Genomic DNA, 14,506 nt, shown 5'->3' with positions numbered 1-14,506 from the left:
TTCGCTGCACGGGGGTATAGCTCAGCTGGGAGAGCGCTTGCATGGCATGCAAGAGGTCAGCGGTTCGATCCCGCTTACCTCCACCACCAACCTTCGATCAAACAAGTCGATGAGTTGTGCGAAGAAAGCAGTATGTAGTAAGATGTAGGGCTTCGCTAAGCGGGCTGTAGCCAACAGCGCGCTGGTAAGCAAAAAGCAGTACATGTTGTCCCCATCGTCTAGAGGCCTAGGACATCACCCTTTCACGGTGAGTACGGGGGTTCGAATCCCCCTGGGGACGCCACCAAACCTGTTGGTTGGGTAGGGCAGCGTGTAGTGCAGGTAGTAGAAGTGTGCAGTACAGAAGTTAGCAGTGCCGCTGCGGAGCGGTAGTTCAGTTGGTTAGAATACCGGCCTGTCACGCCGGGGGTCGCGGGTTCGAGTCCCGTCCGCTCCGCCAAAAGATTCGAAAGGCCACGTCATCGCGACGTGGCCTTTTTTCGTTGGGGGGCGCGGTTCAAGGTCGGCCCGCCGCTGGTCCTTTTGCCCAAGGCACCATCACCGCCACCTTCATCACTGCAACCGCCATCCCCCGTTCGGCCGCGGCAAGTCGTAGAACTACAAAGCTGCGCAAATGATAATAGTTCGCAACAATCATCCCTCGATCACGCCATCCACGGCGCGGTCAGGGGAACTGCAATGGCGATCGTCATCGAAGGTGCAACACTCGAAGAAGTGTTCATCGCAAACCGTCCACAATTGCGCCGCATCGCGCAGCGCATCGTCGGCACACCGGAAATTGCCGACGAGGTCACTCAGGACGCTTATCTGAAATTGATCACCGGCGGCTACGACCGGGATATCGAAAAGCCGTACTGCTACTGCTGCCAGGTCATCCGCAACGTGGCACGGGATCACTGCCGCCGGCAGTCGACCGAATCCATCTATCGCATGCACACCAGCGACGGGGAATTGCCGCACGTGTCGGGCGGCTGCCGCCCGGAACAGCGGCTGCGCGAACGCCAGGTGATCGCCGCGTTGGGCAAAGTGCTCGACACCCTGCCAGCCAAGACGCGCCACGCGTTCGAGCTGTACCGCCTGGGCGGATTCACGCAACGTGAACTTGCCGCCGAGATGGGATGCTCGGCCACGCTCATCAACTTCATGATTCGCGACGCCACGCTGGCCATCGCCGAATGCCGCGACATGCTGGATGACTGACTGATTGACCGGCCAAGCGACAGACAGCCTGACCCACCGCCAGCCTGGCCTACAGAAAGCCTGCCCAATAAAAAGCCCGACCGGCTCACACCCTTCATCGGACCGATTCCTGCCACGCAGAGAACCATCGGTCCCCATTCCCGATCTGCCTATCCTTGCCTGACCGCGCCGCGCCGTCAGGTTTTTCCATGTCCCACGCCTGAAGGTTTGCGTGCGGCGCTAAGCAAAAGCCGTCAACGCCGTGTTTTGTCCTGGCAAGGCTGACAGGCGAGTTTTCCCGCACGCCTGCCAAGCCTCTCCAAGCTGAAACCCCGTTCAACACCCATTCGATTTGCCCTGAACCCATTGCGCCGCATGCAAATGGCTAAACGGTGCTGAGACGCTTTCGTCTATTAGGGAAGTTCAGCAGGTGCGTGATGTCCATCAGCGCCTGCTGCAAGACGCTTTCCCACCCTGCACGAGGATGCTCATGTCCACCAGCTGCTTCGATCGCGAAGACGAAACCTTCATCGTCCTGATCAACCACGAAGAACAGTATTCCATCTGGCCCCACTGGAAGGCCGTGCCTGGCGGCTGGACCGCCATCGACGGCGTGAAGGGCGACAAGAAAACGGTGCTTGCCTACGTCGAGCAGGCCTGGACCGACATGCGCCCGCTGTCGCTGCGCAAGTGGATGGACGAACAGGCGGCCAAGAAGGCGGCGGAACCGCAGTCGTGATCGTCCGACGGCGTCTGGCCCCTTGAGGCGCCCACGCGCTGCAACGCCGACACGCCGTCCACCCTCGCGCCCACGCTGCAACACGCCAACCCGCGACTCCTCGCCGTACCTCCGCTATGCCCATGCCCATCCTCCCATTGAGCCGTTCCATGGCCCGCCGCCAAGCAACGTTGGATCTGCTGGTTCTGCCGTGCGCGGGCGCCAGCGCGACCATGTACCTGCGCTGGCGGCGCGCGTTGCCCACCTGGTTGAATGTCGTGCCGATTGAATTGCCAGGCCGGGGCGGTCGGTCGAACGAACCTTACGTGACGGACTTCGATTCGTTGGTTGCCAAATTGTGCGATGAACAAGCTGCTGCGTTGCAGGGCAACTTTGTGCTGCTCGGGCACAGCATGGGCGCGTTGCTGGCGTATGGCATGGCACTGCGGCAACGTGCGCTGTCCAGGCCGATGCCGCAACTGCTCATCGTCTCGGCCAGCGCGGCGCCACGCTGCCGCAGTCCCGAGCGCTACGCGAACAGGCACGACGACGCGACGCTGATCGCTGACTTGCGCAAGCAGGGCGCAACGCCTGACGAGGTCTTCGCACATGCCGACATGTTGCGGATGACGCTCGATACGCTGGCAGCGGATTACGCCGTCTGCGCCAGCTTTCCATCGCGCGCCACCCAGGCGTTGGCGCTGCCCGTGCACGCGTGGGGTGGCCGTCACGACGACATTGGCCAGCACGCCATCGAACAGTGGCACCACGAGACGCGCGATCGCTTTTCGGTTGACTGGTTCGACGGTGGGCACTTCTTCATCCGCGACCGGGAATCAGACGTGCTTGCCGCGCTGATTCGCGTGCTGTCACCCTTTGCACAAGGAGCGGGCGATGCAGCCGTTGCGCTTGCCTGACGGCGTACCAACAAGCATCCACGTGTTCCAGCGCAAAGTCGACCTGCGCGCACCGCTGCCAGCTACCGACTGGACACTGCTTGCCCCCGCGGAACGCGAGCGAGCCCTGCGCTTTGGCCAGCACGCGGATCGCATGCGGTTCGTATGCGCACGGGCAGGCGTGCGGCAGGTGCTTGGCGATGTGATGGGCATCCGTCCGGCGCATGTCGTGCTCGAGACGAATCGTCATGGCAAGCCGCAACTGCAGGTCGCCTGCGCCATGGACGACGCGCTGCATTTCAACGTGTCCCACGCGGGCGAGTACGTGCTGATTGCCGTGTCGACCGACCGGCATGTCGGTATCGACATCGAACGCCGTGATGCCACGCTAAACATCCCGGAACTCGAGCCGCACATCCTGTCCGACGCCGAATGGCGAGCGGACATGACCCAACGTCCGCGCTTCTTCGACTGCTGGACCGCCAAGGAAGCCGTGCTCAAGGCCATCGGCATCGGCGTCGCAGCGCACCTGCGCGACCTGTCGGTGTGTTTGCCCGACCCATCGAATGACACACCGGGGGGCGGCCATTATCGCCTCGTCATTGAAGGCATGGCCTCGCCGGGCGTCAGTGCCTGTCGCCTGTGGGCGCCCAAGGGCTACGCGGCTGCACTCGCGTGGATAGGAACTGACTGAAGGAGTTGAGATGAATGCATCGATCCAGCGATTCGAACGCAAGGCCCCGCCTGGGTCCGACCTGCCCGCGCTGATGGTGCCGGCGGTCCAGGGCGAATCGTTGCTGGACGCGCTGCCCCGGCTGCAGTCCGACATCGAGGCGCACCTGGCGACCGTGGGCGGGGTGCTGCTGCGTGGCTTCGACGTCCCGTCGGTCGACCGCTTCCGCGAGTTCGCGGCGGGTTTCGGGCATCCGTTGCTGAGTTACGAGTTCGGATCGACGCCGCGCTCGGGCCTGGGGGGCGGTGTCTACACCGCGACCGAATACCCCTCGCACCAGGCCATCCCCCTGCATAACGAACAGGCCTATACCCGCGTATGGCCCATGAAGATCTGGTTCCACTGCGTCACCCCCGCGCTTGAACAAGGCGAGACGCCGATTGCCGACAGCCGCGCCGTGCTCAAGCGCATGCCTCGGGCGATACGCGAACGTTTCGCGCCAGGACTGGTTTACATCCGCAACTATGGCGACTTTGACGTGCCGTGGCAAAAGGTCTTCAACACCGAACACCGCCACGAGGTCGAAGCATTCTGCCGCCAGGCCGGCATCGCCTTTGAATGGAAGCCCGATGGCGACCTGCGCACGACACAACGTTGTCAGGCCATCGAGACCCACCCCATTACGCAAGAGCAGGTCTGGTTCAACCAGGCGCACTTGTTCCACGTGTCCAATCTGCAGCCTGAAGTCCGCGAAACATTGGAAGACGTGCTGGGCATCGACAACATGCCGCGCGACACCACATTCGCCGACGGTTCCCGCATCCCCGACGCCATGCTCGATGAGGTACGCGCCGTACTGGATGCCGAAGCCGTGTCCTTCCTTTGGGAGAAAGGCGACGTGCTGATGCTCGACAACATGCTTGTCGCGCACGCGCGATCCCCCTTCAAAGGACCGCGCAAAGTCGTCGTGGCCATGGCTGAGTCACACAGCAATCTGCCACCGCACTGAACCACCCCGCGTCAAGCCACCCCGGCACTGAGCCATCCCGCGCCCATCGCGCAAAGAGGTACCCCATGACGACCGATTCCGCGTTCAGGAACGACACCTTCACCCCGCCGACCGACTTTGTCGACTGCCTGCAAGAGCTGGCCGCGGCCCGGCCCGACGACATCGCCTTGACGGTGGTTGCGGAACGCAACGATCACTGGATCGAAACGGTTCTGAGCTACCGCGTCTTCACGCAACGCGTCCTGGCGCTCGCCGCCACCCTGCAGCACCTGTTCGCCAAGGAAGAGCGGGTTCTCATCCTGCTCGACAACGACGAGCACTACGCCATCAGCATGTTCGCGTGCTTTCACGCAGGCGTGATTGCCGTGCCCGTGTTCCCCCGGAATCTGCCCGCCCGCAGCACATGGCTCGATTGGCCGGGATTGCCTTGGATGCGCAGGCGTCGGGCATCCTGACCTTGAGCACGCTCAAGGACATGGTCGCAACCGCCGCCAGCCAGTTCGGCGTGTCCACCGTCATCGCGGTGGACGAGATCGACCGCATGGCCGCCGATACCTGGCAGCCCCATCGTCCGGACGCGGGCGACGTCGCCTTTCTTCAGTACACGTCCGGTTCAACGTCCGCACCCAAAGGCGTCATGGTCACGCACGCGAACCTGATGGCCAACGAACGCGCCATCCGTCAAGGGCTGTCCATTGGCGCCAGCGACATCTTCGGTGTCTGGTCACCCCTGTTCCACGACATGGGCCTGATCGGCGGCCTGCTGCAGCCTTTCTACAGCGGCATTCCTTGCGTGCTGTCGTCGCCGCGCTTCTTTCTTGAGCGCCCCGTGCGCTGGCTGCAGATGATCGCCCGCCACCGCGTCACCATCAGCGGCGGCCCGGATTTCGCCTATCGCCTGTGCCTGGACCGCATCAGCGACGCACAGATCGACGACCTGGACCTGTCGAGCTGGCGCATTGCCTACACCGGCGCCGAGCCCGTCCGCTACGACACCATGGACGCCTTCAGCACCCGGTTCGCACCGGCCGGATTCGATGCCGGCGCCGTCTACCCTTGCTATGGCCTGGCCGAGGCGACCCTGTACGTCACCGGCGGCCAGCGCGGAAAAGGCATGGTCGTGACACGCTTCGACGAAACCGCCCTTGGCGCCCGAAGCGCGCAGGTCCAGGCCGACGGCGCAGCACTCGTCGGCTGCGGCAGCGTGCCTCGGGACCACCATGTCCGCATCGCCGACCCCGGCACGGGCGCGCCGGTGCACGACGGCGCCATCGGCGAGATCTGGGCGGCCGGCGCCAGCATCGCGTCGGGCTACTGGAACAAACCGGCAGAGACCGCGGAAACGTTCGTCGAGCGCGACGGCACGCGGTGGCTGCGCACCGGCGACCTCGGCTTCCTGCACGACGGCCAGCTGTTTGTTGCCGGAAGGCTCAAAGACATGATCATCGTGCGCGGCCATAACCTGTATCCGCACGACATCGAACGCGTCGTCGAAGCCCACGTCGAAGCCGTGCGCAAAGGCCGGGTCGCGGCATTCTCCGTCATGGTCGACGGCGTGGAAGGCATCGCCGTCGCCGCCGAAGTCTCGCGCGGCCTGCAAAAGCTCGTGCCGCCCCAGGTACTGGCCGACGCCATCGGCGCCACCGTCAGCGAACATTGCGGCCAGGCGCCCGCGACGGTCGTGCTACTCAACCCCGGCGCCATGCCCAAAACGTCGAGCGGCAAACTGCAGCGGTCGGCATGCAGGCAAGGGTGGGAAAAGCGCTCTCTGGATGCCTACGCCGCGTTCCAGAACGGACGGTGCGTGCTGGGAGAGGGTGCAGGCAAGTCCGGCAGCGCGCCCCACGCAACCGACGCAGCCGCGCCTAAGGCGACCTCCGGCACCTCAGCGCCTGACGACGTCGCGCACGATCTGTCTGACATCTGGCGCGACCTGCTCGGCCACGAGCCCTCCTTTCGCTACGCAAGCGATGCCCATTTTCTTGCCCTGGGCGGAAATTCGCTGGCCGCCGTGCAACTGGCTGCGCGCATATCGCAGCACTGGCACATCCCCTTCACGATCCGCCACCTCTTCGACCACCCGCGCCTTGCGGCGCAGGCCGCGGCGATCCGCGCGCAGGTGCAGGCAGGTCCATCGGTGCCGGCAGCCGTGATCCCGGTGCTTTCGGCCGAACAGCGCGCGCAGCCCTTGCCCCTGTCGTCGGCGCAGCAACGCCAGTGGTTCCTGTGGCGGATGGATCCCATGAGCACGGCCTATCACGTGCTGGGTGCGCTGAGGCTGAAGGGGCAGATTGATGTCGACGCGCTGCGACATGCGGTGGAGGTCGTAGCCAGACGCCACGAGCTATTGCGAACGACATTCATCGCCGAACCGGACGGCGTCATCCGCCAGGTGGTCCACGCCGACCGCACGCTGGATCTGCAGATCATCGACCTTCGCCATGTCGCACCCGGTGAACGCGACATGCGCTCGACGGCAAGCCTGCACGCCTTGCTCGGCGACCCCTTCGATCTGATTGACGGACCCGTGGCGCGCGCGGCGCTCGTGTGGCTGGACGAACAGGTCTGCATCCTTGCCCTGGCCATGCATCACATCGTGTCGGATGGGGCGTCAATGCGCACCTGATGAGCGAGCTTGGCACTTTGTATTCGGCGGGTGCGAGTGCCGATGCAAGCCTGCTGCTGCCCGAAGCATTGTTGCAGTATGCCGATTACGCCGCGTGGGAACAGGCCGGAGGAAGCACCCAGCATCATGCGGAACACCTTGCCTACTGGCGGGAAGCGCTCGCGGTCGAACCTGGCGAATGCCATCCCGTCCTGGCGCTTGCCGCGGATCGGCCCCGCGCACCCAACACAAAGTATGTGGGCGGCCGATGCCACCTTTCAATCGAAGCACCGCTGTTGTCCAGGTTAAGGGCGTTGGCAACGCACCATGACGCAACGCTTCCAATGGTGTTGTTGTCGGCGTTCCAGGCGCTGCTGTATCGCTACACCGGCCAACGTGACATTCGTGTTGGCGTGCCAGTCGCGAACCGCACACAGCCTCAGGTTGACAACGTAGTGGGTTTGTTCGTGAACACGCTGGTCATGCGTCACCTTTTTGACGGTACCGAGCCGCTGGAACACGTGCTTGCCACGACACGGCGGGCCATGGTCGATGCGCAACGGCATCAGTCTTTGCCACTCGAAGCGCTGGTCGAGGTGCTCAATCCTGAGCGCAGCGCCAGCCACAGTCCGCTATTCCAGGTGCTCTTCAATTACCTTCAGGACGATCGATTGGCGCTGGAGCAATGGCGCAATGTGGAGGTCGAGCGTTGCGAACTGACGCCAAGCGATGCGCAGTTCGACCTGGCCCTGGATATCCATGAGCGTGTGCACGGCGCAATAACCGTCACCTTCGTCTACGCAGCCAATCTGTTCGACCCTGCGACGATTGAACGGATGTCCCGCCACTTCCTGATGTTGTTGACGGCGTTCGTCGATGAGCCACAGCGTTATGTCGGTGACGTCAACATCCTTGAACCTGCTGAGCAACAGGCCTTGCATATCTGGAGCGAAGAGCCGGCTATTTACCCGGAGCAAGAACCGATACATCGCCTGATCGAACGACAGGCTCGCGACACCCCTGACAGCATAGCGGTCGTATTCGCCGACCAGGCGCTGACCTATGCGGAGCTGAACCGCCGTGCGAACCGGCTTGCGCATTATCTGATCGGGCATGGCGTGCGCATCGATGCACTGGTTGGCATCTGCATGCAACGTTCCTCTGAACTCATCGTCGCCATGCTGGCCGTTTTGAAGGCCGGTGCTGCCTACGTTCCCCTTGAGCCGGAGTACCCCGCAGGGCGCATTGCCGCCATGTTGCAAGAGAGTGGGGTCCTCCTGTCGCTGACGCATGACGCTACCCACGCCACAGTCGTTAGCCATGACGCCTTGCCTTTCATCAACGTCGACGCGTTGGATCTGAACGCCTTTCCCGCCAGCGACGCCGACGTCGCTGTTCACAGCGAGAACCTTGCATACGTTATTTACACGTCGGGGTCGACCGGGCGTCCCAAGGGCGCGGCGAATCGGCATGGTGCGCTGCTGAATCGACTTGCGTGGATGCAGGATGCCTACGCGATGACTTCAGCCGATGCCGTCCTGCAAAAGACGCCGTTCAGCTTTGACGTGTCTGTCTGGGAATTCTTCTGGCCCCTGATGACGGGTGCCCGGCTGGTGCTTGCGCAGCCTGGCGAGCACCGTGATCCAGAACGCTTGCGGCGACTGATTCGAACGCATGGCATTACCACGCTGCATTTTGTTCCGTCCATGCTTGCGGCGTTCCTGTCCAGCGACGTTGCTCAATCGTGCGACAGCGTACGGCGCATCATCTGCAGCGGCGAAGCGCTTTCCGCGGAGTTGAGAAACGACGTCCTGCACACCTTGCCGCATGTCGAACTGGTCAACCTCTATGGTCCGACCGAAGCGGCGATCGATGTCACGCATTGGACGTGCCATGACGACGGCGCGCTGCGTGTTCCCATCGGCTTTCCCATTGGCAACGTGATCGTGCGGGTACTGGACGAACGACTCAATCATGTGCCGATCGGTGTGCCAGGGGAACTGTACCTGGGTGGCGTGGCCTTGGCGCGGGGCTACGCCGGGCGCCCAAGTCTGAGCGCCGAGCGGTTCGTTGCCGATGTGGCCGCCAGTGACGGGGCAAGGCTGTACCGAACGGGTGACCGCGTCTGCTGGAATGCGGAAGGACACCTTGAGTACCTGGGCCGGCTCGACCACCAGGTCAAGATTCGCGGCTTCCGAGTAGAACTGGCCGAAATCGAAGCTCAACTGATCGCACAGCCCGACGTTCGCGACGCCGCTGTGGTGGTAAAGGAAGGCCCGAGCGGCCAGCAGTTGACCGGCTATCTCTGCGCCAGGCAAGGCGCTGTCATCGACGTGGCCCAAGTGCGGGAACGCCTCGGGCTGTCGCTACCCGACTACATGATTCCCGCGGCATTGGTCGTCATGACCGAACTGCCTGTCAGCGCGAACGGAAAACTCGACCGCAGTGCGCTGCCAGCACCTGTCTACGTCAGCGCACATGCCTACACCGCACCCCAAGGGCGCACGGAACAAATCATCACCGATATCTGGGCGACTGCGCTGGGTCTGGCGCGGGTAGGGGTCGAAGACAACTTCTTCGAACTTGGCGGCCATTCCCTGCTGCTGGTCCGGGTCCACGCCGCGCTGGAAGACGCGCTGCATCCCGGCTTGTCGGTCATTGACCTGTTCAAGTATCCAACGATCCGTGCGCTGGCCCGCCGTATCGAACAAGGCCAGTCCAACGCTGCGGTCCGTCATGCCGCAGATCCCCGCGGCGGGCCCTCAGCCAGCCGCCGCGCCACGCTGCTCACCCGTAACCGATCGAATGCAAGGAACCGGTCATGACAGATCCGACACATCATCACGCCGCTTCCAGCCTGGACCTGGCAATCATCGGCATGGCCGGGCGATTCCCCTCCGCAGACAGTGTCGACGCCCTGTGGTCAAACCTCTGCAATGGCGTTGAAGCCGTCACGCGCTATGACGATGAGGCACTGGCCGCCTTGGGAGTACCGGCCGAATTGATTGCCGACCCTGACTACGTCAAGGCAGGTGTCCGCTTTGAAGGCATGGACCGGTTCGATGCCACGTTCTTCGGATACACCCCACGAGACGCTGAGCGCATTGATCCGCAACATCGGATCTTCCTGGAATGCGCGTGGCACGCGTTGGAAGATGCCGGTTATGACCCGCACCGCTACGACAGGATGATCGGCATCTACGCCGGGGCCGGCGCCAACGTTTACCTGATGCGCAATCTATTGCAGGGAAGCGAGCTCGAGCAAGGCGCCGGCGTCTCGGAACTCCTCGGCCTGATGAGCGGCAACATGCCGGATACGCTCGCCACCCGCGTTGCCTACAAGCTGAACCTGCGCGGCCCTGCCGTCACCGTACAGACCGCATGCTCCACGTCATTGATGGCGGTCCACACGGCATGCCAGGCCTTGCTGGGCCAGGAATGCGACATGGCCCTGGCAGGCGGCGTGTCGTTGAACCTGCTCCAGAACGGAGGTTACCGATATCAGGCCGGCGCCATCTTTTCCCCCGACGGCCACTGCCGCGCCTTCGACGCCAAGGCCGCCGGCACTCTGCAAGGCAGCGGCGCCGCGCTGGTCGTGCTCAAGCGCCTGGACGACGCACTGCGCGACGGCGATACCATTCATGCCGTCATCAAGGGCAGCGCAGCGAACAACGACGGGTCGGAGAAAGTCGGGTTCACGGCGCCCAGCGTCAATGGCCAGGCCGCGGTCATTCGCGCAGCGCAAGAGATGGCCGACGTTGCTGCGGATACCATCGGCTATGTCGAGGCCCACGGCACCGGCACGACGCTGGGCGATCCCATTGAAATCGCCGCGCTGACGCAAGCGTTCCGCGTCAGTACGGCCCGCAAGCAGTACTGCGCCATTGGTTCGGTCAAGACCAACATCGGTCACCTTGACGCTGCAGCCGGCGTGACTGGATTGATCAAGGCGGCGCTGGCGCTCAAGCATCGCACCTTGCCGCCCAGTCTCAACTACGAGACGCCCAATCCGCAGATCGACTTTGCGAACAGTCCCTTCTATGTCAACACGGCGTGCAAGCCGTGGGAGACGGACGGCAGCGTTCGACGCGCAGGTGTCAGTTCATTCGGCATCGGCGGAACGAACGTGCATGTCATTCTGGAAGAAGCGCCTTTGCAGGTGGCCGCCGAGATGGATGCGGCGTTGCTGCCAGCCACGACGCTGCACCTTTTGCCGATCAGCGCACGTACTGCCACCGCGCTGGAGTCCGCCACGCGCCACCTGGGCGATGCGCTTGCCAACGCGCGCGGCGTGACGCTTCGCGACGTCGCCCACACCCTGCGAGTCGGGCGGCGGCACATGCCCCACCGCGCCGTCGCCCTGGCGCGCAGCTGCGCCGATGCGGCAGGCGCGTTACAGCGGCGCGACCCAGCCACGATCGTTGAAGGCCAAATCCTGTCCGAACGTCCTTCAGTCGCTTTTCTGTTCCCGGGGCAAGGCGCCCAGCATGTCGGCATGGGCAAGGCGCTATACGACACCGAACCCGTCTTCCGGGCGTGCGTCGACAAATGCAGCGCTCTGCTACGGCCCCACCTGGCGCTGGATCTGCGCGAGCTGCTATACCCAACAGCAGACCAGGCTGCTGCCGCCGCGGAGCGGCTCGCCCAAACGGCGATAACCCAACCTGCGCTATTCGTGATCGAGTACGCCATGGCGCAATGGTGGCAGCATCAGGGCATCCAGCCCGACGCGATGCTCGGCCACAGCATTGGTGAATACGCCGCCGCATGCGTCGCGGGCGTCTTCACGCTAGAAGACGCGTTGAGCATCGTCGCGGCACGTGGACGGCTGATCCAGTCCATGCCCCCCGGCGCCATGCTCGCCATCAGCCTGCCAGAAAAAGAGCTGCGCGCGCACCGCTACGCCGGGTGCGACCTGGCCGCAGTCAACGCCGCCGACCTGTGCGTGCTGTCAGGCCCTGCCGACGCCATCGAACGTGCCGAACAGGACATCCTGTCCCGCGGCATCGGCGCGCGGCGACTGCACGTGTCCCATGCCTTCCATTCCGCCATGGTCGAGCCCATGCTCGCCCGCTTCGAAGACCTGCTGGCCACCGCGCCGCTACGCGCCCCGACGATCCCGTTCCTGTCGAACGTGACCGGCCAATGGATCACCAACGACCAGGCCACGAGCCCCGCGTACTGGGCCAATCACGTGCGAAGCACGGTTCGGTTTGCCGATGGGCTGGGTGTGTTGCTGGAAAAGTCGGATCGAGTGCTGCTCGAAGTCGGGCCGGGCGACACGTTGACGGCGCTTGCGCGCCGGCACGCCGAGGCTGCGGGCCGGCCGGTCATCGCATCGCAATGCCATCCGCAGCGCGCGGCGAGCAATGGTGAGCAGCCCGCGCGCTGCCTGGCGCAGTTGTGGGTGGCGGGGGTTGACGTGCCGGCAATGCGTGGGGACGGAGAAGGGTGGAGGGTGCCGTTGCCGGGGTATCCGTTTGAGCGGGAGCGATATTGGGTGGAACGTCGGACTGCACCCGAGCCAATCGCCAATTCGGCCGATCGTCTCAAGGCCGCATCCGATTGGCTTTATCTGCCCACCTGGAAGCGCGTATCCGGCATGCTGCCCACGTCGGCAAATGTACGGTCCCCACGTTACGTGCTCATGTTTGGAAACAATGATCCATTTGCACGTGGGCTATTGCGTGCGTTGCGCGAGAGCGGTAACGACGTGCTCAACGTGTGGCACGGTGCCGACTTTGCGCAGATCGGAGAGCGCGAGTACACCCTGGATATGGGAAACCGCGAGCACTACAACCTTCTGAGGTATGCGCTAGGCGGAGATCTGGGGCGGCAGATTGATATCTATCACCTTTTGAATGTCGGCGTTGATTCACCAGCGCTCGGCGATGCAGCCTTCGAGTCAACGTTGTGGAGTCTGCTCGCGCTGGCCCAGGTGTTCGGACAAGACTTCCGCACAGAGGTCGCAATCAGGGTAGTCGCGTCTGGCGTCTTTGACGTAACCGGTAGCGATGCACTGGTGGCGGAACGGGCGTTGTTGCAGGGCCCCTGCGCCGTGATTCCGCAAGAGTATCCGAATATTAGGTGTCGCCTGATAGACGTGCCAATTCCATCGGGTGAAGAAGAACGCAACCGGTTGATTGAACAGGTGATCCAAGACTCGCTGCGAGCCTCCGTTGGTGGAGCAGTCTCATACCGTGGCGTGTATGCCTGGACCAGGGCGTTTGAACCCGCGCAAGTCAAATTGCCGCCCGAGTCACGTATTCGACAAGGCGGTGTGTATTTGATCACCGGCGGATTGGGCGGCCTCGGCAACGCGTTTGCAACTTACCTGGCCCGAACTTACCAGGCCTCCGTCGTTCTCGTGACCAGGACAGATGATGCAGCAAGGCATCAACACGCTGTGTCGCTGCTGGAAGGTTACGGTGCCCAGGCTGTGGTCATGTGTGCTGACGTCAATGACGCCACCCAGATTCAAGGTGTCGTAGAGGCGGTAACACAGCGGTTCCAGACACTGCATGGCGTGATTCACGCCGCGGGCATACCTGGTGGAGGTGCGATAGAAACGCGAAGTCGCAGTGCAATGGAACGCGTCATCGCACCCAAGTGCCAGGGTTCGCTCAATCTCCTCGCCGCCGTGTCCCGCCTGTCGCTGGACTTTTTCATGATGTGTTCATCATTGACGTCGATCACAGGCGGATTTGGACAGGTGGATTACTGCGCGGCCAATGCGTTTCAAGATGCACTGGCATGGAGCGCCGCAAAGCAACGGAAAGCGCATGTCCGATCGGTCAACTGGGACGTCTGGCGCGGTGTGGGCATGGCCGCCAGGCAGGTTCTGCCTGACGGCGTTGGAATACCGTTAGAGATGGCCGGAGCGCTACTTGAAGCGGTGCTGGGGGCAGGGCAACCGCAGACCGTTGTTTCATCCATCCATCCCGACCTGGCAGATCGGCGGAACCTTGCATCGTTGGCCGACGTAACAGCGTTGCTCCCAGCCAGTTCTCACGCGCAGCGAACCGCCACTGCGCTGTCTACCCAATACGTCGGCGCAGCCACGACGCTCGACAAGGCCATCGAAGCTTTATGGAGTGAGCTTCTGGGTGTGGGTCCGATTGGCGTGAATGACAACCTATTCGAATTAGGCGGCGATTCACTGCTGGCGATACAAATTATTGCCAAGGTGCGAATGACGTACGGCGTTGACGTCCATCCGACACCTTTCTTGCGAGCGCCGACCATAGCAACACTTTCGCTGCTTGTCGAAACCGCTTTGATTGACCAGATTGCATCTGGCGACGCGCATTCTGCAGATCCGTCTGCCACCCCTAAAGGCATCTCATGATCTCAAGACAAGACATGGAAGGACTCCGGGACCAACTGAGTCCCGAGCAACGAATCGCGCTGGAACGACGCCTGGGGG

The 14,506-nt window shown here is 63.1% G+C and carries 9 protein-coding genes and 3 tRNA genes; all 12 read left to right on the top strand.

Features of this window, described 5'->3' with window-relative positions; translation table 11 throughout:
- Window positions 1-10: 10 nt before the first annotated feature.
- The 12 genes from ACNANG_RS08170 (at window position 11) to ACNANG_RS08115 (ending at window position 14,428) form a co-directional block, all read left to right on the top strand.
- Window positions 11-86: transfer RNA gene (locus tag ACNANG_RS08170), tRNA-Ala, on the top strand.
- A gap of 121 nt (window positions 87-207) precedes the next feature.
- Window positions 208-283, top strand: a tRNA-Glu gene (locus tag ACNANG_RS08165).
- Between the two features lie 79 nt (window positions 284-362).
- Window positions 363-439 (top strand) — tRNA-Asp (locus tag ACNANG_RS08160).
- Window positions 440-678: 239 nt separating this feature from the next.
- The gene (locus tag ACNANG_RS08155; protein WP_420226773.1) at window positions 679-1,200 is read left to right on the top strand and encodes a sigma-70 family RNA polymerase sigma factor; all 522 of its coding nucleotides are present in this window, start codon (window positions 679-681) and stop codon (window positions 1,198-1,200) included.
- Window positions 1,201-1,669: 469 nt separating this feature from the next.
- On the top strand, window positions 1,670-1,918 hold the full coding sequence (locus tag ACNANG_RS08150; protein WP_420226772.1) for an MbtH family protein: 249 nt from the start codon (window positions 1,670-1,672) through the stop codon (window positions 1,916-1,918).
- Between the two features lie 149 nt (window positions 1,919-2,067).
- Window positions 2,068-2,814, top strand: a complete 747-nt coding sequence (locus tag ACNANG_RS08145; RefSeq protein ID WP_420226771.1) for a thioesterase II family protein — start codon at window positions 2,068-2,070, stop codon at window positions 2,812-2,814.
- Window positions 2,792-3,487: a 4'-phosphopantetheinyl transferase family protein gene (locus tag ACNANG_RS08140; RefSeq protein WP_420226770.1), complete on the top strand. Its 696-nt coding sequence runs from the start codon at window positions 2,792-2,794 to the stop codon at window positions 3,485-3,487. Before ACNANG_RS08145 ends, ACNANG_RS08140 begins: the two co-directional genes overlap by 23 nt.
- A gap of 10 nt (window positions 3,488-3,497) precedes the next feature.
- Entirely contained in the window at window positions 3,498-4,475 is a 978-nt protein-coding gene (locus tag ACNANG_RS08135) for a TauD/TfdA family dioxygenase (protein WP_420226769.1), read from the top strand.
- 65 nt (window positions 4,476-4,540) lie between these two features.
- On the top strand, window positions 4,541-4,930 hold the full coding sequence (locus ACNANG_RS08130) for an AMP-binding protein (protein WP_420226768.1): 390 nt from the start codon (window positions 4,541-4,543) through the stop codon (window positions 4,928-4,930).
- A complete protein-coding gene (locus tag ACNANG_RS08125) occupies window positions 4,879-7,101 on the top strand; it encodes an AMP-binding protein (protein ID WP_420226767.1) in 2,223 nt (740 codons plus the stop codon). The genes ACNANG_RS08130 and ACNANG_RS08125 overlap by 52 nt, the downstream gene beginning before the upstream one ends.
- Window positions 7,101-9,905 carry an amino acid adenylation domain-containing protein gene (locus ACNANG_RS08120; protein ID WP_420226766.1) on the top strand — a complete coding sequence of 935 codons (2,805 nt, stop codon included), beginning with the start codon at window positions 7,101-7,103 and terminating at the stop codon, window positions 9,903-9,905. The genes ACNANG_RS08125 and ACNANG_RS08120 overlap by 1 nt, the downstream gene beginning before the upstream one ends.
- Window positions 9,902-14,428, top strand: a complete 4,527-nt coding sequence (locus ACNANG_RS08115) for an SDR family NAD(P)-dependent oxidoreductase (protein ID WP_420226765.1) — start codon at window positions 9,902-9,904, stop codon at window positions 14,426-14,428. Before ACNANG_RS08120 ends, ACNANG_RS08115 begins: the two co-directional genes overlap by 4 nt.
- Window positions 14,429-14,506: the final 78 nt, after the last annotated feature.

Origin of the sequence: Pigmentiphaga litoralis, assembly GCF_048632615.1 — a bacterium.
GTDB classification, from domain to species: Bacteria; Pseudomonadota; Gammaproteobacteria; order Burkholderiales; family Burkholderiaceae_B; genus Pigmentiphaga; species Pigmentiphaga litoralis_B.
The sequence above is the reverse complement of the archived record's forward strand: the minus strand, read 5'-3'. Positions and strand labels throughout refer to the sequence as shown.